17 protein-coding genes and 3 pseudogenes are annotated in these 24,996 nt (G+C 50.6%); 16 read left to right on the top strand and 4 right to left on the bottom strand.

Going from position 1 to position 24,996, the window contains the following annotated elements; all coding sequences use genetic code 11:
- Positions 1-69 precede the first annotated feature (69 nt).
- The 4 genes from DWX76_RS00165 (at position 70) to DWX76_RS00150 (ending at position 3,637) form a co-directional block, all read left to right on the top strand.
- Complete coding sequence (locus DWX76_RS00165) at positions 70-1,125, top strand: alginate O-acetyltransferase AlgX-related protein (RefSeq protein WP_182429705.1); 1,056 nt, start codon at positions 70-72, stop codon at positions 1,123-1,125.
- Between the two features lie 443 nt (positions 1,126-1,568).
- A complete protein-coding gene (locus tag DWX76_RS00160; protein ID WP_118293637.1) occupies positions 1,569-2,699 on the top strand; it encodes a type II toxin-antitoxin system HipA family toxin in 1,131 nt (376 codons plus the stop codon).
- 17 nt (positions 2,700-2,716) lie between these two features.
- Entirely contained in the window at positions 2,717-2,995 is a 279-nt protein-coding gene (locus DWX76_RS00155) for a helix-turn-helix domain-containing protein (RefSeq protein ID WP_107000705.1), read from the top strand.
- A 435-nt stretch (positions 2,996-3,430) separates the two neighbouring features.
- Positions 3,431-3,637 (top strand): hypothetical protein, encoded by a 207-nt coding sequence (locus DWX76_RS00150; RefSeq protein ID WP_022360052.1) that lies wholly within the window; start codon positions 3,431-3,433, stop codon positions 3,635-3,637.
- Between the two features lie 570 nt (positions 3,638-4,207).
- Here the strand turns inward: DWX76_RS00150 and DWX76_RS14670 are convergent.
- The 3 genes and pseudogenes from DWX76_RS14670 to DWX76_RS00140 all read right to left on the bottom strand — a co-directional run.
- A pseudogene (locus DWX76_RS14670) lies at positions 4,208-4,717 on the bottom strand (MATE family efflux transporter); the annotation flags it as partial.
- A 229-nt stretch (positions 4,718-4,946) separates the two neighbouring features.
- On the bottom strand, positions 4,947-5,474 hold the full coding sequence (locus tag DWX76_RS14665) for an MATE family efflux transporter (protein ID WP_412693936.1): 528 nt from the start codon (positions 5,472-5,474) through the stop codon (positions 4,947-4,949).
- A 132-nt stretch (positions 5,475-5,606) separates the two neighbouring features.
- Positions 5,607-6,071 (bottom strand): methylglyoxal synthase, encoded by a 465-nt coding sequence (locus tag DWX76_RS00140; protein WP_022360055.1) that lies wholly within the window; start codon positions 6,069-6,071, stop codon positions 5,607-5,609.
- 199 nt (positions 6,072-6,270) lie between these two features.
- On the opposite strand from DWX76_RS00140, the pseudogene DWX76_RS00135 reads away from it, so the two are divergent.
- Positions 6,271-7,850 (top strand): annotated as a pseudogene (locus tag DWX76_RS00135) (ABC transporter ATP-binding protein).
- Between the two features lie 15 nt (positions 7,851-7,865).
- On the top strand, positions 7,866-11,858 hold the full coding sequence (locus DWX76_RS00130) for a glycosyltransferase (protein ID WP_118569930.1): 3,993 nt from the start codon (positions 7,866-7,868) through the stop codon (positions 11,856-11,858).
- 170 nt (positions 11,859-12,028) lie between these two features.
- Here DWX76_RS00130 and DWX76_RS00125 read toward each other — a convergent pair whose 3' ends face one another.
- On the bottom strand, positions 12,029-13,372 hold the full coding sequence (locus tag DWX76_RS00125; protein ID WP_118569929.1) for an MATE family efflux transporter: 1,344 nt from the start codon (positions 13,370-13,372) through the stop codon (positions 12,029-12,031).
- A 324-nt stretch (positions 13,373-13,696) separates the two neighbouring features.
- On the opposite strand from DWX76_RS00125, the gene DWX76_RS00120 reads away from it, so the two are divergent.
- The 10 genes and pseudogenes from DWX76_RS00120 (at position 13,697) to rfbF (ending at position 24,886) form a co-directional block, all read left to right on the top strand.
- Entirely contained in the window at positions 13,697-14,404 is a 708-nt protein-coding gene (locus tag DWX76_RS00120) for a nucleotidyltransferase family protein (RefSeq protein WP_107000699.1), read from the top strand.
- A complete protein-coding gene (locus DWX76_RS00115; RefSeq protein ID WP_118569928.1) occupies positions 14,398-15,468 on the top strand; it encodes a GHMP kinase in 1,071 nt (356 codons plus the stop codon). The genes DWX76_RS00120 and DWX76_RS00115 overlap by 7 nt, the downstream gene beginning before the upstream one ends.
- Positions 15,461-16,078: a D-glycero-alpha-D-manno-heptose-1,7-bisphosphate 7-phosphatase gene (locus DWX76_RS00110; protein ID WP_118569927.1), complete on the top strand. Its 618-nt coding sequence runs from the start codon at positions 15,461-15,463 to the stop codon at positions 16,076-16,078. Before DWX76_RS00115 ends, DWX76_RS00110 begins: the two co-directional genes overlap by 8 nt.
- A gap of 59 nt (positions 16,079-16,137) precedes the next feature.
- Positions 16,138-18,738, top strand: coding sequence for a potassium transporter KefB (locus DWX76_RS00105; protein WP_118569926.1), 2,601 nt, complete (start codon positions 16,138-16,140; stop codon positions 18,736-18,738).
- A 34-nt stretch (positions 18,739-18,772) separates the two neighbouring features.
- A pseudogene (locus tag DWX76_RS00100) lies at positions 18,773-19,407 on the top strand (SIS domain-containing protein).
- 78 nt (positions 19,408-19,485) lie between these two features.
- Positions 19,486-21,675, top strand: a complete 2,190-nt coding sequence (locus DWX76_RS00095; protein ID WP_118569925.1) for a hypothetical protein — start codon at positions 19,486-19,488, stop codon at positions 21,673-21,675.
- A gap of 16 nt (positions 21,676-21,691) precedes the next feature.
- Positions 21,692-22,627 carry a glycosyltransferase family 2 protein gene (locus DWX76_RS00090; RefSeq protein ID WP_117796293.1) on the top strand — a complete coding sequence of 312 codons (936 nt, stop codon included), beginning with the start codon at positions 21,692-21,694 and terminating at the stop codon, positions 22,625-22,627.
- Complete coding sequence (locus DWX76_RS00085; protein WP_243022401.1) at positions 22,624-23,733, top strand: hypothetical protein; 1,110 nt, start codon at positions 22,624-22,626, stop codon at positions 23,731-23,733. Before DWX76_RS00090 ends, DWX76_RS00085 begins: the two co-directional genes overlap by 4 nt.
- Positions 23,721-24,086 (top strand): hypothetical protein, encoded by a 366-nt coding sequence (locus DWX76_RS14110; RefSeq protein WP_243022400.1) that lies wholly within the window; start codon positions 23,721-23,723, stop codon positions 24,084-24,086. The genes DWX76_RS00085 and DWX76_RS14110 overlap by 13 nt, the downstream gene beginning before the upstream one ends.
- Positions 24,087-24,112: 26 nt before the next feature.
- Positions 24,113-24,886 (top strand): glucose-1-phosphate cytidylyltransferase, encoded by a 774-nt coding sequence (gene rfbF, locus DWX76_RS00080; RefSeq protein WP_022360069.1) that lies wholly within the window; start codon positions 24,113-24,115, stop codon positions 24,884-24,886.
- Positions 24,887-24,996: the final 110 nt, after the last annotated feature.

Genomic DNA, 24,996 nt, shown 5'->3' with positions numbered 1-24,996 from the left:
GAAAGCATGGGCGGCAGGGCGTGAAAGTACAGAAAGATGGATTCATGCAGGGAGAAGAAAACGAGAGATATGAATCGAGAGACAGGGACAAAAATACTTCTGATTGGTTCCTTTGTGGCGAGCCTGGTGCTGCCGACGCTTGTCTATCCGGCGGTCAGGAGCCATCTGGACCAGCAGAATTATGAAAACAGGGAATTGGCATCCTTTCCGGAACTGTCGGCTGCTAATTTTGACAATATTCCGACGGAATTTGAAGCGTATTACAACGACCATGTTCCGTTTAAAAATCTGTTTGTCAAGGCGAAGACAAAGCTGGATCTGGAGCTTTTAAATGAAAGCTCGATTTCGGATGTGACGGTCGGAAAAGAAAACTGGCTGTTTTACACCGTTTCGGAGGACGGCGAGGATGCGCTGGCGGATTATCAGCGGACAAATCTCTATACGGCGGATGAGAAAACAGCGCTGGCGGACGCGATTACCTCGGTAAACGAGAAAATGAAAGAGCGCGGCATCCGGTTTGTGATGTTTGAGGCACCCAACAAGGAAAGTGTCTATGCGGAATATATGCCGGATTCGGTCCGGGTATACGGAAGTGAGTCGCGTCTGGATGCGGCGCTCCCGGAGCTTGCGGCGCAGGGACTTCCGGTGTATGACATGAAGCCGGAGCTTCTGAAAGAGGCGGACACGTATCAGCTTTATTACAAATATGATACGCACTGGAACCAGATCGGCTCTTTTATCGGAAGCCAGCAGATTGCACAGACTTTGCTTGGAACCTCTACACCGCTCAGTGCAGTCTCGATTGAGGCGGCAGGACCGGCGTCCGGAGACCTGGCGCGGATGCTTAATATGGCAGCAGAGTACAGCGACGATACCGAATATGTGATTCAGAATTATCTGCCGGAGGTGACGGCTACGACGGTGGATATGAACGAGGACAACAGCTTTGCAGTGTTTGAGTCGGATTCGCCGAATGATAAAACACTTCTGGTGGTAGGCGATTCCTTTAGCCAGAACCTTAAATATTTTATGCCGAAGCTGTACCGGAAAACGGTGTTTGCGACCTTTGACACGTACACGGAGCGCTTCTGGATGAGTACCAGCCGGATGATTTTGTCTATCTGACGGTCGAGCGCAACCAGGAGCTGTTTGAGGATGTGGAGACGGTTGTCTGGCGGGATGAGGTGCCGGAGAAGGACGGGTAAGGTGCCGGATGTCCGGGCGGAAGGGGGCTGCAAAGTTTTTTTAAAACTAAATAAAAAGAATCACTCGTAAAGTGCTAGTTCGGGTGATTCTTTTTTTATGCCTCTTGATTCCATATTTTGTTGCGCGAGGGTTATTATAAAAAAATGGAAGAGGATGTAAAGAGGGAAATTTTGAAAAGCGAAGGTAGAAGGCTTGAAAATCAGGGTGGATAGATTAAAATAAATGGATAATATATTATACAAAACAAATAAAATATAGCATTAATAGATAATATTTTATCCATGATTTAAATGGAAAAAATTAAAATAGAATTTCCCCAAAGTTTGTGTTTATGGGATAATAAAGGAGAAAGGATAGGGCGGATGGAGACAGGAAAGAAACTTCAGGTTATGTATGAAGACAGACTGGTAGGAACTCTTGCATTAACAGCGAATCACAAGGTGGCATTTGAGTATGATGATGCATGGCTGGAAGAGGGATTTTCGATCAGTCCGTTTTCACTGCCTTTGAAAAAGCAGGTGTTTATTCCAAATAAGGATTATTTTGAAGGTTTGTTTGGGGTGTTTGCGGATAGCCTGCCAGATGCGTGGGGGCGCCTGCTTTTGCGGCGTCTTTTGCTGGCGCATAAGCAGCAGCCAGACGATTGGACAGTGTTAGACCGGCTGGCGGTTGTGGGAAGATCTGGGATGGGGGCGTTGACCTATCGTCCGCAGCGGGAACTTTCGGTTGAGGAGAAAAATGATAATCTGGACGAACTTGCGGAGGCCTGCCAGAAAATATTAAATACCGAATACTCGGACAAACTGGATGAACTGTACCGGCTGGGCGGTACAAGCGGAGGTGCGCGCCCGAAAATTATGACGCAGATTCAGGGAGAGGACTGGCTGATTAAATTTCCGGCACATATAGATGGAAAAGATGCAGGGAAGATGGAGTATGACTATGCGTGCTGTGCAAAACAGTGCGGAATTGTCATGAGTGAATCGAGATTGTTTCCCTCAAGGCGATGCAAAGGATATTTTGGAACCAGACGATTTGATCGGGAAATAGAAAATGGGATGGTAAAGCGGGTTCATATGCTGACGGCAGCGGCGTTATTAGAACTGGATTTTGAACAGCCAAGTCTGGATTACCATCAATTGATGAAATTAACGAAAATATTGACGAACGGGAAGGCAGAAGATATAGAAAACATGTTCCGCCGTATGTGTTTTAATGTGTTTGCCCACAACCGGGATGATCATTCAAAGAATTTTACTTATATATATCGGGAGGAGGAAGAGCAATGGCGCCTGGGACCAGCGTATGATCTGACGTATAGCAACACATATTATGGGGAACATACGACCAGCGTAGATGGAAATGGACGAAATCCGGGTGAGAAGGAGCTGCTTGCAGTTGGGCTTGCAGCCGGAATGAAAAAAACGAGATGCATGGAACTGATAAAACAGATTCGTACATGTGTGCAGGACATGTTAGGTCATTATCTTTAGAGAGGCAGGAGAGCAATATGGAAGCACTTATCTGGGAAACTGCAGATGAACTGGATCAGAAACTGGCATCACGGCTGCGTAACATCCGGAAACGCCGCGCTATTTCACAGCAGAGACTGGCGGACATGAGTGGGGTGAGTTATGGCTCAATTAAGCGATTTGAGGCGACGGGGCAGATTTCCCTTTTGTCACTCACAAAAATCGCGATGGCACTGGATTTGGCGGAAGAGCTGCGGGGGCTTTTTACGCGGGTTCCGTACAAAAATATTGAGGAGGTAATCCGCGAATCCCGTTAAGCCACCGTTCACGCATTGTGTAGGCAGCACCCATCCGCGTAGCCCTGCCAGAACCGTTCGCAGGCGACCGCGCGAGACGCCCGAATAAGCCAAGGTACATTCTTTTTTAGGCGGGGTGCACAAATCCGCAAATCGCCGCCGGACGTTTTTGTTTATATTTCAAGTATGGATGTTTTTGTAACTTTTGTACATAGTCAGGGTGTCAAAATTGGTACTTATTACATATATTAACTTATGTTTATATAATTGCAAATGACTTATAAGTTTATACACTTCCGGGGATGGTACTTTTTGTTTGACAGTGTTATATTATTGCCATCGAAAGAAACAAGAGATTTTCACAGACGGATATCGTAATAGCATCATAAGAATATTGCAATGGATTTCCGCCTATCATATGAAAAAATATAATTTTATTTGATGGAGGTAATTATCATGATGAAAGCAACAAGAACATCCAATAACGATTTATATCAGGAGAATTTATATCAGGCATATTACAACACACCAGCAGAAAAGCATGTAGTTTCCGAGTCCTTAGAGCAGGAAGCAATGCAGGTACTGGTACATCGTTTAGCTGCACAGTTAGGTTATACCGAGTCTGAGGCAGAAGTAGAAAAAGAGTTTCTGTGCGAAATGTAATGGATAATCTGCTCGCAAGCTTATAACCATCCGGCAGAATTGGATGAGTTACCACCAACCTAAAGCATTTACGACAGAACAAGGCTTCTGAAGCCAGAAAAAGAAAACCGTCTGAGAAAGAATGAAAGATTCTTTTACAGACGGTTTTCTTTTTTTACCGAATCGCATTTTTCATGGATTTCACGTATTCTGCCACATACGGCACACGGGATATCGCTTTCTTCTTTTATCAGATTTACCATCGCGCGATATCGGTCGGGATCTCACTCCGGACGCCGGTGACACCTTGATTCATGGAGTGATTCCATGCGCTTTGCGAGATACCTGCATATCTCCGGCAACTAACGTATGCCCTACGTCTCAGAGTACTAGGCTGAAAATATATCCAGCTTTTGGCTGCGCCTCAGCGGTCCATTTGGCAGCCTGCATCTCGACCCGGTTCTCAGCCTCCCGGACTCTCTGTGCGCGCATATGCTGCTTTGATCTCAGCTTCAACGGTTTTGGTGTGTTTGATTTTTTCGTCAATATACTACGCATGGTATAAAATATCAAATATTTTTTTGGGAAAAATTAAATTTTTTTAAAATTATGTGATTCTTTGGAAGTATGTTCCAACCTTGCCAGCAGCAAAATAGCGAAGAAAGTGATCATTTCCGACGCCAGGAAAGACAGCCAGACGCCGTTCAGCCCAAACAGGCGCGCCAGTGTGACAGCGCAGGGGATGATAGCGACGGCCCCGCGCAGCAGAGAACCGGCGATGGCTGGTTTTGGCTGCGCGACGGCGGAAAAATAGGCAACCAGCAGGATGTTGATGCCAGCAAAGAGAAAGCCCAGGAAATACAGCCGGAGCCCGCTGTGGGCGTAATGCAGAAGTTCGGCGTTCTGCTCCTGGTTGAAGATCTGGATCAGTGGATCGGTCATGCTCCAGGTCAGCACCAGAATGAGCGCTTCCACGATCAGGCAGGCGATGACGCCCCAGGTCAGGAACTGGCGGCTCTGCGTGTGATCGCCTTTTCCGTAGCTCTCACTGATGAGCGGCTGCGTGCCCTGCGCGAGTCCGTTGAACAGGCACATGGCAACGACGGAGAGATTGGCAGTGACGCCGTAAGCGGCGACACCGACATTTCCGGCGAGTCCAGAAGCAGGAAATTAAAGACGATCGCGATCACGGCGGAGGATATTTCGCCGACAAAGGCGGATACGCCGAGCTGGCAGCAGGCGATCAGGTGGCGCAGGGATGGAGCGCGGAAATGAAATCCGACCTGATTGTGTTTTCCCAGGTAGTGCGTGCTGCAGATGATCATCGTCACTAGCGGCAGAATGCTGTCGCCAGCGCCGCGCCGGTCAGTCCCAGACCTGCCGGAAACATGAAGATGTAGTCAAACACGATGTTGAACATACTTCCGGCGATGGAGCCGAGCATCGCGATCGCCGGAGCGCTGTCATTGCGCGCAAACGCCGTGAATGCGTAGTTGGACATAAAAAACGGCGAGGCAGCCAGAATAATGCGGAGATACTGCTTTCCGAGCGCGGTCAGCCCCGCGTCTGCGCCGAGAAGCTGCAAGATTTTATCCGGGATGAAAATGCCTGCCAGCACCAGCGGAATGCTGATGAGAATATCCCAGGTTACGGCGGAGAGAAAATAGAAGCTGGCGCTTTTGCCCTGCGCACGGTCGATGGCATAACGGGTCGCCGATCCGATCCCGATCATTGCTCCAATCGCATAGATCAGTCCGTAAACCGGTAAAATCAGATTTAAGACCGCCAGACCATCTGCACCGGAGTAGACCGAGATAAAATAGGTGTCTGCGAGGATGTAGACGGAAATTCCCAGCATGCCCGCCATGCTTTGGAAAATGTATTTAAAAAAATTTCTGCAACATAAAAAATCTCCCTTGTATCTGTTCTCATAAACGGTAACGACCATTGTACCGAAGAATGAGAATAAATACAAGGGAGAATGTGTTTTTTACAGCGTCTTGGCCCGCTCTTTAATATTCTGGTGGAAGTTGATGATGTCATGCTCATACTCCTCATCCATCAGCGGCGAGGTAATCATAAAATCGGCAGTCGCTTTATTGTTGGCGATCGGGATATCGTAAACCTGGGCGATTCGAAGAAGCGCCTTGACATCCGGATCGTGCGGCTGGGCGGTCAGGGGATCAGAGAAGAAGATGATAAAATCAACCTGTCCCTCGACGACTTTTGCACCGATCTGCTGGTCGCCGCCCAGAGGACCGCTGTTATAGCCCTTGACCGGAAGCCCGGTATATTCCGTAATCATGCGGGCGGTTGTGCCGGTTCCGCATAAGAAATGTTTTTTGAGGATCTCTTTGTTCGCCTCACACCAGTCGATGAGTTCACGTTTTTTATTGTCGTGTGCGATGAGTGCAATATTTTTTTGTTTTCGAATTGTCATTGTTAAAAAATCCATAGAATCATCCTCCTTTGCCATGATTTTTGCATAGCATCTGGATATTGTCAAGAAAATACAAAACATTTCACAAAAAAATACGAATGTTTTTCGTGAGTACATAGAAAGAGGTGTGTTTTTCTGCGTACAGGAATTGCAAGAAACATAGAAAACATGCTATACTACGAGAATAGTGGAACAGGAGGAACGAAAAAGATATATGTCTGCTGAAAATACAACAAACACAGGGGCACAAGAGGCGGAGAACGCAGAGAAGTACGCGGTCGAAGTGAAAAATGTGACCAAGATATACAGGCTGTATGATAAACGATCGATCGGCTGAAAGAATCTCTGAGCGTCAGCCATAAAGAATACCACAAGGATTTCTACGCGTTGAGCGATCTTTCCTTTACGGTTGAAAAAGGTCAGACGGTCGGCATCATCGGTACGAATGGTTCGGGTAAATCGACGATCCTTAAGATCATTACCGGCGTTCTCACGCCGACGACCGGCGAGGTGACGGTGCGCGGCAAAATTTCGGCGCTGCTGGAGCTGGGAGCCGGATTTAACCAGGACTACACCGGTATCGAAAATATCTATATGAACGGTACGATGATGGGATATACCAAAAAAGAGATGGATGCAAAGCTGCCGGAGATTCTCGATTTTGCCGAGATTGGCGATTTCGTCTATCAGCCGGTCAAGACGTACTCGAGCGGTATGTTCGTGCGTCTGGCATTTGCGCTTGCGATCAACGTCGAGCCGGAGATCCTGATCGTTGATGAGGCGCTCTCGGTCGGGGATGTCTTTTTCCAGTCCAAGTGCTACCGCCGCATGGAGGAGATCCGCAAAAACGGCACGACGATCATCATGGTAACCCACGATATGGGAAGTATCATCAAATACTGCGATAAGGTAGTGCTGCTCAATAAGGGAGAATTTATCGCACAGGGTTCGGCGGGCAAGATGGTCGATCTCTACAAAAAGATTCTGGCAGGACAGATGGACGCGCTGCGCGCCGAGCTGGAAGTGATGAACGATTTTTCCGGGGACAAGGTAGTAAAAGCGGAGAAAGCAGGAGCCGGAAGTGCGGAGAATGGTGCATCTGGAAATGAGGCTGGAAATAACGATGCCGGAAATGTAAACGGCTCCGGGGCAGTGGATGGCACCGCAGAAAATGGAGTTGGTTCAGCATCGGACGGCACCGGAAATCCGGCTGGTTTGAACGGAGAAACGGCGAAAAAGCCGGGCTTGATGCGCGACAAGCTGACGATCAACGCAAACCGCGAGGAGTACGGCGACGGCAGGGCGCAGATCTTCGATTTGGGACTGGTGGACGCGCGCGGCAATATTACTAACCTGCTTTTAAAAGGCGAAGAGTTTACCATCCGCGAGCGCATCCGTTTCAATGCACCGATTCAGGCACCGATCTTTACTTATACGATCAAGGATAAGAAGGGAACCGATCTGACCGGCACGAACACCCTGTTTGAGGGAACGGATGTCCATCCGGTCAAGGAGGGCGATATTTACGATGTCGCGTTTACGCAGAAGATGACCCTGCAGGGCGGCGAATACCTGCTGTCCATGAGCTGTACCGGATTTGAGGGCGGCGAGCACGTGGTGTACCACCGTCTCTACGATGTGGCTAATATTACCGTTATTTCCAATAAGAATACGGTCGGTGTCTACGACATGGAGCCGGATGTAGCAATCAGGTTATCGCCAGCCGGAGAGGCGGCAAAGCAGGCGGAGTCGCTTAGTGCGGACGAGGCGGCACAGGAAGATCTGCAGGCATGATAAAAGGAGATTAAGATGAAAAAAATCAATCAGGAGCTGATCGCTCTGTTTGATAAATACGGCAGTGACCGGCGCCGGGCGCTGCGGGAAAATAAGAAGCTTTCCTATCTGTACGCACTGGCAGATCTGCGGGAAAACCTGTTGGACTGGTGTCAATTTGACCCGGAACAGCAGGCGCTGCAGATCGGGGCGGACGCGGGCGCGCTGACAGGGCTGCTTGCCAGACGTTTATCATCGGTAACGGTGCTGGATGTTTCCGAAGAAAATCTGGAGGTAGTACGCCGTCGTTTCCAGACAGAGCCGGAGCTGGCGGCGAAGATCCGCTATGTCTGTGCGGATGTGGAGACGTATGCGAGGGAAGCGGAAAAGTGCGGCGGGACATATGGATATGTAGTGCTGATCGGGGATTTGACGGCGGCAGATAGGGCTGGACGCGCGGCGCAGATGACAGCCGCAAAACAGCTTCTTTCTGCTCATGGAACCTTGATTGCGGCGGCTTCCAACTGGTTTGGCGTGAAATACATGGCAGGCGCAGAGCGGGAGACGGGCGCACTTTCCTGGAACGAAATGAAGCAGCTGCTTCCGGGCGGGGAATTTTACTATCCGATGCCGGATTACCGGACGGCGGGAGAGATTTTTTCAGATGCCTATCTGCCGAAAAAAGGCGATCTGACCGGTGTGTTACCGGTCTATGACTGTCCGCAGTATATGCTGATGGATATGGGGGCGGCGCTCGATGCAGCCTGCGAGGACGGACGGTTCCCGGAATTTGCGAATGCATTTCTGGTTTTTTGGCAGAGACAGGCTGCGCCGGAAGCAGAGAATGCTTCACAGGACGTTATCTATGTGAAATACAACCGCACCCGCGAAGACTGCTTCCAGATCCGGACAGAGATCCGTGAAAAGAATGGAACCCGCGAGGTCTGGAAGACGGCGCTCTATCCGGAGGGAAAGGCGCACATCCAGTCCTTCGAAGAAAAATATCAGGTGCTTGACCGTCAGAATCCGTCCCTGAAACTGGCAAAACCGGAGCTTCGGGACGAGGGAATGACAGCAGTATTTCCGTATTTAGAGGGAAAAACGCGGGCGGAACTTCTGGGAGAAATTCTGACTGCCCAGGGCGCGGATGCGGAGGTTTCCGCGATCCGGACTGCGATGGATGAGATCTACAGCATCCGCCCGGAGGAACGCAAACCATTTGCGGTGACACCGGAATTTATCAAGGTATTTAATGCGCTGGGCGAGCTGGATTCTTATCGGGATAAAGAAACAGAAAATGGCGGCGGGTGGGCTTCTTTAGGGGCAGTTCTTGCGGACGAGAGCTACAGCGCCTCCAACATTGATGCCCTTTTTGAAAATATGCTGGTGACGGCGGACGGAACCTACGCGATCGACTATGAGTGGGTCTTCTTATTCCCGGTTCCGGCTGGTTTTGTGAAATACAGGACACTGGTTTATTTCTACCGCCGTTATAAGAGTCTGTTGGGCGGTCAGGCCGAGCGGGAATTTATCGGACAGTTCCCGGAGTATGTGAAGGCGGATGAGAAGCTGCTTTCGCTTTACGAGGCGATGGAACGGGGCTTCCAGGAGTACGTGCACGGGGAAAACCAGCGCACCTACCAGGAAGATTACATGGTAAAGACGAAGACATTAGCCGATCTTTCCCATGTGGACGGAGAACTTGCAAGGGCAAACGAACGTCTGGATGCGCTCCGGGCAGAAAATTCGGAAAAAGATACGGCACTCCGCAAAGTGCAGGAGGTACAGCGCCTGACGAATAACCACGTGGCGAATCTGGACGTTATCATTTCTGATCTGCGCCATGAAAATGCAGAGCTTGGCAAGACGCTGACCTACTTAAATGGTCATGAGGCGGTCATTTTCAAGGTGCGCCGCAAGCTCGGACAGGCATTTAACCGGTGCTATCCAAAGGGCACGGTACGCCGCAAGAAGCTCGGCTACTGGAAACGGACGATTCTTCATCCGGGTAAAATGATGAAGATGTACACCACCGAGGAAGGAAAGAACCTTATCAAAGGTGATTTTGAGATAGGTGAGGAGTATCTGACTTACGGAAAAATCCACCTTCCGAAGGAAGAAAATCCGACGGTTTCCATCGTAATTCCGGTATACAACCAGATTCACTATACTTATCTATGCCTGCAGTCGATTCTGGAGCATACGAAGGATGTGAGCTATGAGGTTATCATCGCAGATGACGTTTCAACCGATGCCACCGAGCATCTGGCGGAGTTTGCCGATAACCTGGTGATCTGCCGTAACCAGACGAACCAGGGCTTCTTGCGCAACTGCAACCAGGCGGCGAAGGCGGCGCGCGGCAAATACGTGATGTTTTTAAACAACGATACCCAGGTAACAGAAGGCTGGCTAAGCTTCCTGGTAAATCTCATTGAATCTGACTCCACCATCGGTATGGTAGGGTCTAAGCTGGTATATCCGGATGGACGTTTACAGGAGGCAGGCGGCATCATCTGGAGCGATGGTTCCGGCTGGAATTACGGACGCCTCGACGATCCGGACAAGGCAGAATATAACTACGTCAAGGATGTAGACTATATTTCCGGCGCAGCGATCCTTTTATCCACCGCACTCTGGAAGCAGATCGGCGGTTTCGACGAGCGGTTTGCCCCGGCGTACTGCGAAGATTCGGATCTGGCATTTGAGGTGCGGAAAGCGGGCTACCGCGTCGTTTACCAGCCAAAATCCAAGGTCATCCATTTCGAAGGCATTTCCAACGGAACGGATGTCAACGGAACCGGTCTGAAACGGTATCAGGTGGAAAACAGCGAGAAGCTCAAAGAAAAATGGAAAGAAGAGTTCAAGAATCAGTGCGTCAACAACGGCAATCCGAATCCATTCCGCGCACGCGAGCGCAGCATGGGCAAAAAGATCATTGTCGTGATCGATCACTATGTGCCGACCTTTGACAAAGATGCCGGTTCCAAGACAACGTTCCAGTACCTGAAAATGTTCCTGAAAAAGGGGTATGTTGTTAAGTTTATCGGAGATAATTACCTCCATGAGGAACCGTATACGTCTACGCTGCAGCAGATGGGAATTGAGGTCCTCTACGGACAGGAATACCTGACCGGTATCTGGGACTGGCTGGTGAAAAATGGAAAAGATATCCACGTGGCATATCTGAACCGTCCGCATATCGCGACGAAATATGTGGATTTTATCAAAGAACACACGGATATCAAGATGATTTATTACGGTCACGACCTTCATTTTATGCGTGAGTTCCGCGAGTATGAGCTGACCGGCGATGTGAAAAAGCGTCAGGAATCCGAATATTGGAAATCGATCGAGTTTTCACTCTTCCACAAAGTAGCGGTGTCTTATTATCCGTCCTACGTCGAAGAGGAGGCGATCCACGCCGTTGATGAGACGATTCCAGTCAAGGCGATCACGGCATATGTCTATGAGGAGTTTTTACAGAATCTGAACAAAGACTTCGCCAAACGGGAAGGACTCCTGTTTGTCGGCGGCTTTGCGCATCCGCCGAACGCAGACGCGGTGCTCTGGTTCGCGAAAGAAGTATTCCCGAAGATCCGGGAACAGATCAAGGTCAACTTCTACATCGTAGGTTCCAAAGTAACCGACGAGATCAAAGCACTGGAACAGCCTGGAAACGGCATCATCGTCAAAGGTTTTGTAAGTGAAGAAGAACTGGCAGACCTGTACCGGAACTGCCGGATTGTAGTGGTACCGCTCCGCTACGGCGCAGGGGTTAAGGGCAAGGTGGTAGAAGCTATCTATAACGGTGCCCCCATCGTCACTACCTCCGTCGGCAGCGAGGGAATCCCGGATGTAGAAAAAGTTCTCCTCGTCAAGGATCAGCCGGACGAATTTGCCGAGACAGTCGTAGAACTCTACAAAGACGAAAAACGCCTGGAAGACCTGGCAGAGAAAACGCAGGTTTATATCCGCGAGCATTTCAGTATTGATGCGGCTTGGGATGTGATTAAGGAAGATTTTGAATAAAAAATAGTAAAAGATAGAAAATTATATATAATAAAGAAAACGATCAGGGGAATGTGCTTCTGATCGTTTTCTTGCGTAAGGGTAATTTAAAGTTATCCAAGGAAGGAAAGAGCCAGCTACGCCGGTATGCTGCAGGCTCTTTCCTGTACTACCGGGTAGAGCACTCTATATTACCGATCGTTCTTCCGCAGCGCTTCCACCCGTCCATACCTCCGATACATCAAAAGTTCAAATACCACCATACAAGCCCATCCAATCGTCGTACCAATCGCTACAGCCTGAATTCCCAGCTGTCCAAACAGCGCATAACTGATCACAACGCGGATCGGAATCTGCACCAGAGTCGCGAACAGGGTGATCATCAGGTGCCCGATTCCCCGGTAATATCCCTGAAAGGTATTGGTGATACCACTGATGAAGTAAAAACTAGCCATCGGCACCAGATAGGACATGCCCTGACGCAGCGCCTCCGTTTCATTCGGCTTCAAGAAAATGCCGAGCAGCGGGTGACGGCAGAACAGCACGACTACCGCTGTCAAAATAATATAAATTTCTGCAATCACCAGCATTTTCCGAAGTCCTTTCGGAATCCGGTCATATTCTTTCGCGCCGAGGTTCTGTGCGGAGAACGTCGTGATAGATGCCGCGAGGCTGTCGCCCGGGGCGAGTACGTAGCTGTCGATGATGGAGACGGCATTAAAAGCGGCAACTGCATCGACACCGAGCGCATTGACGCCGGACTGGACGAGCAGGCGGCCGACGTAGAGAATCGTCTGCTGGACGGCGGAAATGGAGCTGAAATCGATCGTTTTTTTGAGCATCGAGGTTTTCAGTTTCAGATCCCGGATGCCGAGCCGTAAGAGCGGCACCTTCGACCAGATATAGACAAAGAGGGCGAGCGCAGAGACTGCCTGCGAGATGATTGTAGCGATTGCCGCACCGGGAACACCGAGGCGGCAGATGCCAACCAGGAATACATCCAGAAATACATTGACAATGGTCGTCAGGATCAGGACATAGAGCGGCGCTCTGGAATCTCCGATCGCGCGCAGGGCGGCGGAGAAAATATTGTAAAAAAAGGTAAAAATAAGACCCAGCGAGATAATCTGCAAATACAAGGATGCCTGCGCCGATATCTCTTCCGGCGTCTGCGTCAGGCGGATAAACAGGCGGCTTCCGGCCAGTGAGATTCCGGAGAGCACGATGGTCAAAAGCAGTCCGGAGAGTACAGAGGTCGCAAATTCATCTTTCAAATTCTGGTAATCTTTTGCTCCAAAGTAGCTTGCCATCAAAATCGATGCGCCAAGTGACAGTCCCACAATCAGAAAAGTCAGGATATTCATGATCGGACCCGCCGCGCCGACCGCCGCCAGCGCCTCTTTTCCGTAAAACTGTCCGACGACTACCGAATCGACCGTGTGGTAGAGCTGCTGGAAGAGGTTGCCGAACACCAGCGGAACCGCGTAGGCAATCAGGTGCCCCGTTATATTTCCTTTTGTCATATCACGAGCCATACGCATTTCCTCCAAATCCCAATTTATAACTAAGATTGTAACACGGAACAGAGTGTCTGCCAAATAAAAAAAATCTGTCGAATCATGCAAAAAAATCAACAAATTGTTGCAATTTCCGCAAGGAAGCGCTGCAAATCCGATGGGAAAGTGGTAACAGCATAAAACCGCCCTATCTAGTGGAAATCACTAGGGAAATGTGGTAAGATATATAAGTTAAACTGGACTTAATAGCGGTTGACAGATTGACAAAAGTAAAAATTGTATCTTTCAGTATAAAAACAGTAAAAATTGAGTTAGAAACAACAGACAGAAAGGAAGTACAGTATGCAGGCAATCATTCTGGCTGGCGGACTGGGGACGCGGCTTCGCAGTGTGGTAAGCGATCGTCCGAAACCGATGGCGCTGGTTGAAGGTAAGCCGTTTCTGGAGTATGTGCTTCAGGGGCTGAAAAAAAGCGGAATTGATGATATTATTTTTGCCGTCGGTTATAAGGGCGGCATGGTGGAAGAATATTTTGGAGACGGATCGCGGTTTGGCATCCGGGCGCGGTATGCGTATGAGGAAGAGCTGCTCGGCACGGCGGGCGCGATCAAGAATGCCGGGAAATATGTGACGGACGAGCAGTTTTTTGTCCTGAATGGCGATACATTTTATCAGATGGATTTCGGCGATTTGAGCCGGATTCAGCAGGAAAAAAATCTGGAGATGGCGCTGGTTCTGCGCGGTGTGCCGGATATTTCCCGTTATGGGGCGGCGCGCCTGACCGACGGGCTGCTGACCGCTTTTAATGAGAAAAACGGCAATACTGGGGCGGGCACGATCAACGGCGGTGTGTACCTGATGAAGCGGGCGCTGCTGGATGAGATTCCGGAGGGAAAAGTTTCGCTGGAAAATGAGTGCATCCCCAGGTGGATGCAGGAGGGAAGACGTCTCGGCGGCATCGTAAATGATGGCTATTTTATTGATATCGGTGTGCCGGAGGATTATTTCCGGTTTCAGGAGGACGTAAGAAAAGGAGACATTACATGGTAATCAGAGGAAGAGCGCCGCTGCGCGTGAGCTTTGGCGGCGGCGGTACGGATGTAGAACCATTCTGTGTAGAACAGGGCGGTGCCATTATCGGAAGTACTATCAATAAATATGCATATTGTTCGATCATTCCGAGGGATGATGACCAGATCACGGTTCATTCCCTGGATTTTGATATGACAGTCAAGTACAATGCGAAGGAAAATTACGTCTGCGATGGACGGCTGGATCTTGTCACGGCAGCGCTGCGGGCGATGGATATCAAGCAGGGATGCGAGGTTTATTTACAGTGTGATGCTCCGGCTGGTTCGGGACTTGGAACCTCCTCGACCGTCATGGTAAGTCTTCTGACCGCGATGGCGCGCTGGAAAGGAATTACGCTGGATAATTATGCGATGGCGGATCTGGCTTACGGCGTGGAGCGGATCGATCTGGGGATTTCCGGCGGTTATCAGGATCAGTATGCGGCGACCTTCGGCGGCTTTAACTTTATCGAATTTCACGGACGCAACAACGTCGTGGTAAACCCGCTCCGCATCCGCCGCGATATTATCAATGAGCTGCAGTATAACCTGTTGTTATGCTACACGGGCAATATCCATGTATCCGCGAATATTATCAAGGATCAGGTAAGCAACTATAAGAAACCGGACGCATTTCAGGCGATGTGCGAGGTAAAGGCGCTTTCCTATGCGATGAAGGACGAGCTTTTAAAGGGAAATCTCCACAATTTCGGCCGCCTCCTGGATTACGGCTGGGAGAGCAAGAAGCGGATGAGCAGCAAGATCACAAATCCGCAGATTGATATGCTCTATGACGAGGCGAAAAAAGCGGGCGCCCTCGGCGGAAAGCTTTTAGGTGCTGGCGGCGGCGGCTTCCTTCTTGTGTACTGCCCATACAACGTCAGACATCAGGTGGCGCGCCGCCTGGAAGCGGCAGGCGGACAGCTGATGGATTGGAATTTCGAACTGCGCGGCGCTCAGAGCTGGATCTGCGATGAGGACCGCTGGGACTACCGCGATATTCAGGTGCAGATGCCGGATAAGGAGTATACATTCCATGTGTAAAAATAGCTGTAAAGTAGTATTCCTCGACCGTGATGGCACGATGAACGTGGAGGTCAATTATCTTCACCGAAAAGAAGATTTGAAGCTGATTGACGGTACCGCAGAGGCGGTCCGTCTCCTGAACGAGGCCGGATATAAGGTGATCGTCATTACCAACCAGGCGGGCGTGGCGAGAGGTTACTATACCGAGGCGGATGTAAAAATCCTTCATGATTATATGAATGAGGTGCTGGAGCGTGACGGAGCACACGTAGATGCGTTCTACTATTGCCCGCACCACCCGGAGCATGGGATTGGACTTTATAAGAAAAAATGCCATTGCCGCAAGCCGGAGACGGGAATGTTTGAGATGGCAGAGCGCGATCTGCCGGAGGGCATTGATAAGGTGCATTCCTATATGATCGGGGACAAGCGCATCGACGCGCAGGCAGGAAAAAACTTTGGCGTGACCGGAGTCCTTGTCGGAACCGGCTATGGGGCAAAAGAACACGCGGAAGATAGGGCGGCTGGACTTATAAAAGAGGACGGAAGCTGTCCGGCGGGCGGTTATGACGCGTATGCAGATACGCTGCTGGATGCGGTGCGCGGGATTTTAGGCGGGCGTATATAGAATGCGGCTCACAAAAAGATTCCGGGAGTACATAAACTAGAAAGAGAGGAACCATCGACATGCAGAATCAGAGACAAAACGGACGACCAGACGCAGCCGTGCGCATGGCTGGTCTTTTTCTGGTGCTGTTCTGCGTGGCGGCGATTCTGATTCCGGCGAAAACGCTGTTTATGGGAAATGGTTTTTTTGCAGATTACATTCATTTCACGGAATCGAAACGGATGTATATGGAGATTGCGATTCTGGCAGTCTTGATCTTTGGGGGGCTGGCGCTTTTGAAGCGCGGACGCAGCCGGATGTGCTGGCTGACGGCGGTTGTGCTGGTGTTTTTCTGGATTCATGTGGTATTTCTGCCGATGGTGGTGTCGGCGGTGTATCTGATTAGCCTGTTGGCGATCGGGCGTTTTTTGAGAAAACGGGTGTTTTTCAGGGGAACGGTCTGGGAGCGGCCTTATTTTTCTTTTTATATGGACTTCCTTTTTGGCGCCTCCTTTGCAATCGTTGTGTATTGCCTCCTTTCTGCCCTTGGCGTTGGAAAAATCGCCTGGATGCGCCTGAGCGTCTATGCTCTGGGTGTGGCGGCGCTGGGCTTTGATTTTTCCTCGATTTCCTGCCAGTGCATCATGGGATGGCAGACGCTTTCCTGGATGCTGGATGGCAGGGACAAGGTGTCGGTTCATGTGATTGAGACAGGGAAACAGGCGTTACTGTTCACAGGTAGGCACTTTTGGAACCGAAAGTGCCGTAAGAAAACGTGGTGGCAGCAGGAATTTGCCGTATTTAAATGCGAAGCCACGGCAAATTCCGTTACTGGGCACGTATGCGTGAACAGTAACAAACCGGCTGGCAGCGGGGGATCGCGGGAAATACCGCGCCGGGTGCGCCGGGCATGGACGCTGGCGGCTGGCTGGTGTGCCCTGATGTTCCTGATTCAGGTGGGACGCCTGAATATCGCACTCGACTTTGATACACTCTGGTATGGTGTGCGTTCTCAGTACATTGTGGCAGGCGGAACGGGGCTGTATGAGAATCCGGGGCTGGTCGGCATGGTCTATGTGTATTCGAAGGGCTTTGAGGTGCTGACACTTCCGCTCTGCGATCTGGCAAGCCACAGCTACCTGACGTTCTTTAACCTCTGGCTGGCAGTCCTGGGAATCGGGGCGATGGTCTGGAATGCGGTGCTGTTGACGGGCGATCGAAAACATGGGAAAGAGAGCCGGGAAGCCGGAACAGAGAAGAAACTAACGCATCGAAGCGTCTTGCCGGGAATTATGGCAGCTGTTTTGACGGTTTCGGTGCCGGGCATCATGAATATGGCGCTCACAGCCAAGGCGGATTTGATTACGTGGCTGCTGCAGCTTATTATGCTGGGATGTTTCTTTCAGTATATTCATGTGTATGAAAATCATTGGATATTCCTCTCCGGGGCAGCCGGTTCCTATTTCCTGTCCCTCACGATGAAGCCGACCTCCCTGGTCTTTTCCACTGCCGTATTTGGCATGATGGGGCTGTACCTTCTGTGGTTCTGGTTTCATGAGCGCGGGGCGGCGGCTGACCTGTTTCACCATCTGGTCCGCCTGGTTGGCTCATTATGCCTGCCGTTTGGGGCATTGGCCGGTATCTGGGCGCGGACGATGAAGATCACGGGAATGCCGGTCACTTCGGTGTTTACTTCGATTTTTGCATGGTTTGGTTTTAAAATGAAATACCCATTTGCCACCTCGGAGCTGCCGCAGAATTATCAGGAGGAATCAACGCTTCATGTGCTGGCGCGGCGCATCTGGCAGATGCTGATGCAGCCGCAGGGTGAAGATATGGGGCATGTAATTCTGGCGTGGGGAACCTCGCTGATGGCGGTGCTGATTGTGATGCTGGTGCTTTATGGGATTTTGTCTAAAAAGGGAGATGAGCAGTCCCATATCTGGAACGCGGCATTGGTAATTTTCTTCCCATTTGTGATCGTCAGCCTGATCAGCCTGTCGATGCTTTACCAGATCGACGGAAATTATTTCATGCTTCTGTATTCTATGCTGATTCTGGGGGCATGCCGGGCGATGGTGTATTTTAAGAAAATCGGCTTTTATCCGCTCGCGTCGAAGTGCCTGGCGCCGTTGCTGGTATTAAATCTGATTGTCACGGCGATCAGCAGCTGGGCGTGGACGGCTGGATTTTCGGAGATTCATCTTCTGAATAAAGGGCGTGTCAATCACCGGGCGCAGGAACAGGCGCGGATGGAGGAAAAGGGAAACACGCTGATCTGGCAGGAAGTGTCGCAGGATCCGGAAAACCGGGTGATCGCATTTGGAACGCATCCGTACTGTTTGCAGTTTCCGTGCAATGTGGAGTCGTATAAGGATATTACATCGCCGTGGGGCAACGTCGAACTTGTCAACTCGCCGGAGGCGTTTGAAACATATATGGCGTATGCGAAGACGGATTACGTCTACGCGGAAGCGGGCTATCTGGGACCGGGAAGCTGGGAGTGGAGTCTGGATCTCCTGCGGGAGCTGATCCACAGCGGCAGCCTGACCGATCTGTTTTTTGAAAATGGAAATATGCTTGCGCGTGTATCCGACACAGCGGTGCCGGAGGAAGAAGCGCAGAACAATCTGGAAATGTTTGAGCGGGAGTATTTATTTTATGATGCAGAAGCTCAATAGACATCGAAAAACCTGACAGGAGGAAATAGAAATCATGAAGGAATACGAGTACCTGGACGAACTGATCAGCCGCTATCCGGTTCTTGCACCGGTAAAAGCGGATATTCGCACTGCGTATGAGACGATGAAGGAGTGCTATGAGCGCGGCGGAAAACTTCTGATCGCCGGAAATGGCGGAAGCTGTGCGGATTCGGAGCACATCGTGGGCGAGCTGATGAAGGGGTTTGTGAAGAAACGCCTGGTTTCGGCGGAGATAGAGGCGGCGCTAAAACGGTAGACCCGCAGATGGGAGCGGAACTTTCTGAAAAGCTGCAGCAGGGACTTCCGGCGATCGCGCTGACTGGCCATGCAGGACTGACCACCGCATTTATGAATGATGTGGATGGCAGCATGACTTACGCGGAACAGGTGCTTGGGTATGGAAAAGAGGGGGATGTGTTCCTCGGAATCTCAACCTCGGGCAATTCAAAAAATGTCCTGTATGCAGCCGTGACGGCAAAGGCAAAGGGGCTTAAGGTTATCGGGCTTCTGGGACGCGACGGCGGGCGGATCCGTGGGTACAGCGACACTGCGATTGTCGTGCCGGAGCAGGAGACATTTAAGATTCAGGAGCTGCATCTTCCGGTGTACCATGCACTGTGCCTGATGCTGGAAGAATATTTCTTTTAAGATATATTTTGTTTCATGGAAAGGAAGTAATGATTCAGCAGGTTCATGAAGAAAACTGGATGATTACAAGGGAAAAGTATGTTATTTGGAAACAGGCCGGCAGACAAAACGGCGAAATGGAGAGTCACTACCCGCAGCTTTGTAGTGCTGCTTGCCTATACGCTTTTTATCTGGTGGCTGGAAATGCTGGATCTTCTGGCATGGCTTTTACATGTACCACAGGGAACAGTTTTGTCGCGGGCGGCAGCGCTCGTTTTATGTGGCGCTGTCATGGCGGCAATCGGAAGATTTGAATGGGACCATGCGGGAGTGAGTCCGCTTTTTATAGCGGGAAGCTTGTTCATCCTGGCGTTCTTTTCGGTCAAAGGATTTGCACCGGATCAGAGTTATGATACGCAGAACTATCACCTGCTGTCGCAGATTCCCGGATTTGTGGATAACCTTCATTATCATGTGATACCGGGACGGTTCCAGATGTTCGGTTTCCGGCTGGGCGACCGGATGTTTTATCCATTCAGGGCGCTTTTTGGGCTTCGGATGGGGACAATGTTAAACGCACTGGCGATGCTTGTGATTTATCGGCAGGTAACGGTGTTCCTGAGCATGGAGGCAGACCGGCTGGAAAGAAAATGCATCTGGTCGAAGCATCTTGCGCCGGTACTGGCATTTCTGATTGTCAGCCGCCTGGAGTTGATTCAGGAGAGCGGCAGCTACATGGTCGAGCTTCTGGCGCTGCCGTTTCTGCTGGAAATGGTATTTCTGCTTCTGCGCGGGCTGGATGAGGCGAAGCGGGAGCGCGAGGCGGTTTTATTCTGCCTGTTTGGTGGAATCCTGTTCTGCCTCAAGATGACGAATATCGTGTATCTGGTGCCGCTGGTGCTCCTGTATCTGTGGAAAATCCGGAAGTATCTGACACCGAAGCTGTTTCTGGGGTGTCTGGTGACGGGGGTGATTCTCGTCAGCGTGTACCTGATTTACAATGGGATAGCGATGAAAAATCCAGTTTATCCTTATTATAACAGCCTGTTTCATTCGCCGTATTTTGGGGAAACGGACTTTAAGGACCCGAGATGGGGACCCAGCAATATAAAAGAGTTTCTTTTGTGGGCATATTCGATGATCCGGCATCCAGATTACCGCCTGAGTGAGATCCCGGCGAAATACAATCTGGATCTGGCGCTGATGTATCTGGGAGCGGCGGGAGCCGGGCTCTGCTGGATTTGGAAGCGGGTCAGCAGCAGGACGGGAACCTTATTTCTGCTGTATGCCGCATCCTTTGTCCTCTGGGCGGCAACGACGGGGCACAGCCGTTATTTTATGGGCGGACTCTTATTCGCCGGAATGCTTTGCGGGTGTCTGGTGTTGCGGGGATTGGCTTCCACTTCTTTCGGTCTGACAGGTGGCGTTGTATTTGCAATTATGTTTATAGTTGTTTACGCCGGGCGCGCTTACAATGCCTACACCTGTGTCTGGAACGGCGGGGAATGGGCGATGCGGGCGGTGAGCCGTGAGAGCATCCGCAGCAACCTGCCTTATGTATTTCACGATCATCAGCTGTTTACACCGGAAGAACGTTCCAAGATTGACCGCATTTTCCTGACCTGGTCGGATGTGGGAAGTTATGCGCGGCTTGCGGGCGAAGATGTGCCGGTCTGGAACCGGTATTCGATCGTCAATGAGCTGTCGGGGCAGAAAGACGCCTATATCGATGAAATCGAGGCGGCGATGGAGACAGGCGAGGGCGTCTATGACATGATCCCGCAGGGGATTGAGACGTTGGAAGGCTATCTGGAATGGATGAATGAGGCGGGATGGTATGTGCATGATATGGAATATCAGGAAACAATCCTGCAGGGGGTCCAGTCCTTTACGCTGGCAGGGCTTGAGATGGCGCATGGCCGCGAAAACTGCTGGTACCGCACGCAGAAGACTTTCATGGATGCACAGGAAACGGAAAAAGAAGTACCAGAATGGCGCTGGGAGAATACCAGCGGGGACGATCATCCGACTATCCGGGCGGTTCTGTGCGATCCGGACTACTGGATGATGAAGCAGCCATTTGAAGTGGAGATCATCGTCTCGGATGGGACAAACAGCCGGACGGCAGCTGTGATCCAGGCGGGGCAGAAGGAATATGAACCGATGGAAGTACAGCTTGATCTGACAGGGCTTCAGAGAGAGATAAAATTGGAATTGGTAAGTACAGCTGAGACAAAACGGGCTGTTGTGATCAATCCGGAATGGTCCGCCAAAACGGTGGAAGAGTGAAAACGGGAGGAGAAAAATGGACAAGATAGCGGTATTAATTCCGTGTTATAATGAAGGCCAGACGATTGCCAAGGTGGTCAAGGACTACCGCGAGGCATTGCCGGAGGCAACGATCTATGTATATGACAATAATTCATCGGATCACACGGATGAGATTGCCAGGGAGGCAGGCGCGGTTGTGCGCTATGAATACCAGCAGGGCAAGGGAAATGTCATCCGCAGCATGTTCCGCGACATTGACGCGGAGTGCTATGTCATGACGGACGGCGATGACACCTACCCGGCGGAGGACGCGAGAAAGCTGGCAGACCAGATTTTACAGGGAAAAGCGGATATGGTCATTGGCGACCGCCTTTCTTCGACGTATTTTACCGAAAATAAGCGTCCGTTCCACAATACGGGAAATCGTCTGGTGCGTGGGCTTATCAACCTGATTTTTAAGAGCAATATCAAGGATATCATGACAGGCGCGCGCGCATTTAACTATGAATTTGTCAAGAGCTTCCCGATTCTTTCGACCGGATTTGAGATTGAGACGGAGATGAGCATCCATGCGCTGGACAAGAACTTTAAGCTGGTGGAGATCCCGGTTGGATACCGTGACCGCCCGGAGGGAAGTGTGTCAAAGTTAAATACATTTTCGGATGGATTTAAGGTGCTACGCACGATCGCGAGACTCTTCCGGGATTACAAGCCATTTGCGTTCTTTGGATGGCTGGGACTCATTTGTTTTGCGATTGCAACGGCATTTTTCGCGCCGGTGCTCAGCGGCTATCTGGCAACCGGCATGGTGCCGAAGTTCCCGACCCTGATCGCGTGTTCCGGGCTTTATGTGATTTCGTTCCTGCTGTGGATCAGCGGTGTGATTCTGGAGGTTATCACGAAGAAACACCGTCAGTTATTTGAACTTTACTTGAACCAGCTGAGCATTTTAAAGAGGAGAGACGGATGAAACGCCGTGTATTTTTAGGGCTTCCGGTTATTTTGGGGATTTTATTTTATATCTGGTATATATTTCATGCCTCAGACAATGTGGCGTATTCGGATTATATCCGGCTGATCAATTCATATCTGCCGGATGTGACAAATCCGGCGAAATTCTTTGTACCGGATATCCTGACGCGCGTTCCGATCACGTATCTGGGGCGCATCATCAATGTGAAACTATTTGGCTATAATACGTATTTTGACATGATTCTGGGTGTTTTGAGCCTGGGTGCGGGCGCGGCGGTGCTGGCGCTCTACGCAGAGCGGAACCGCTCGGTCGGCTATCTTTCCTTCCTGTTGATTCAGTTTGTATATTTCAGCCTGAATAAATGGGAAATGATGACGAACGGGACCGGCTGGGTCTGCACTCTGTCGATCTCCGGATTTTTATTCCATTTTGCAGTCCTCGACCATGCAGCGGCGACCCGGTGCCGGAATATGTCTGACCGGGTGCTTCTGGCAATTCTGCCGATCCTGCTGGTCGTGCTGGTGGCAGGACCGTACAGCGGCGGCTATGCGGTGATTCTGGTGCTGGCATACGGCGCACTGTGGCTGGCGGATCGGCGCGGGGGTGCTGAAACAAGCAGCCGCTCCTGGAGCCGAAAGTGCCGGAGAACCTGGTGCATCGGGGCATTGACAACGGTTTTTGCGATGGTATTATATCTTTGGAGCAATTCACAGGCAGTTTACGTGCACCGTGGAGCAGTGACGGATGTTTCAATCGCTCAGGAATTTGCCGCCCAGCCGCTCTTTTTCCTGCGGTTTCTGCTGAAATCGGTGGCATCGTCGGTGATCGGCGTGGCGCAGATTCAGGAGCTGGAGGCAGGAAGCCCCTGGTTTGTCCGGCTGCATCTTGTGTATCTGCTGGGGCTGGCAGTGTTTGTTTCGTATCTGCTGGCACTGTATCTGAATGTGCGGTTTCAGCTTTATAAAAAGACTATTTTTCCGCTTCTGCTGGTTCTCAGCGGCGGCTGTAACCATCTGCTAGTGCTGGCGGCGCGGTGGATTTTCCTGAGGACGAGTACGGGATGTCCTCGCGGTACGAGATACAGTATCAGATGGGAATTGTAGGAATTCTGCTTACGTTTGCACTCGTCTGGAGTATGTGCCGGGAAAAGGCGCAGGAAACAGAGGCAGATAAGGCGAAAACACGGGTGCCGGAGAAACGGGCAGCACGCACACTTTTAAATATCTGCATGCTGGCATTTACCATGCTGACGGTCTTTGGAAATGCATGGACAACCCAGGCAGAAATCCGGACAGCGCCGTACCGGAAAGCATATTTACAGGTATCAAGGGAGCTGGGACTGAATTACCGGACGGCGAGCGATGAGGATCTGGAAACCTACCTGCATAACGACCCGGATGCAGTGCGGGATGCGATGAGAATTTTGGAAGAAAACCATTTGAATATATTTAGATAAAAACGATGGACAGAAGGAGAAGTGCAATGAAAGTTGTAATATTAGCGGGTGGATTCGGCACACGAATCAGCGAGGAAAGCCATTTAAAACCAAAGCCAATGATCGAGATCGGAGAACAGCCGATTCTCTGGCATATCATGAAGCACTATTCCCAGTATGGGTTCAATGATTTTGTGATCTGTCTGGGCTACAAACAGTATGTAGTAAAAGAGTATTTTGCTGATTATTTCCTGCATACGTCGGATGTGACCTTCGATCTGGCGAAGAACGAGATGCAGGTGCATAACAATTATTCCGAGCCGTGGCGCGTGACGCTGGTCGATACCGGACTGCACACGATGACGGGCGGTCGTATCAAACGTATCCGCGATTACATTGGGGATGAGACGTTCATGCTGACCTACGGCGACGGCGTTTCCAACGTGGATCTGGACGCGCTGGTGGCATTCCACAAGCAGCACGGCAAGATCGCGACCCTGACCGGCGTCAACATTGGACAGCGTTTCGGTGTCATGGATGTGGACAGCGACGGACACATCCGCGAGTTCCGTGAGAAGAACGATGATGACGGCAAGATCGTCAACGGCGGCTTCATGGTACTCGAACCGGGCGTCTTTGACTATATCGAGGGCGATGATACCGTCTTTGAGAAAGCGCCGTTGGAGCAGCTTGCCAAGGACGGACAGCTGATGGTATACCGCCACGACGGTTTCTGGAAATGTATGGATACCCAGCGTGACAAGATGCAGCTGGAACAGATGTGGCAGGAAGGCAATGCGCCCTGGAAGCTGTGGAAATAATATACTGTAAGGGAAAATTCAAGGAATATACACAAATCCTGTAAGAAAGTATGATATAATGAGCGCAAAAGGAAAGAATGCGGCTGCGAAGCAGACATATTCTTTTCTTG

It is taken from the genome of Clostridium sp. AF21-20LB (assembly GCF_003478795.1).
GTDB classification, from domain to species: domain Bacteria; phylum Bacillota; class Clostridia; order Lachnospirales; family Lachnospiraceae; genus Otoolea; species Otoolea fessa.
This window is presented reverse-complemented; position numbering and strand designations above follow the sequence as displayed.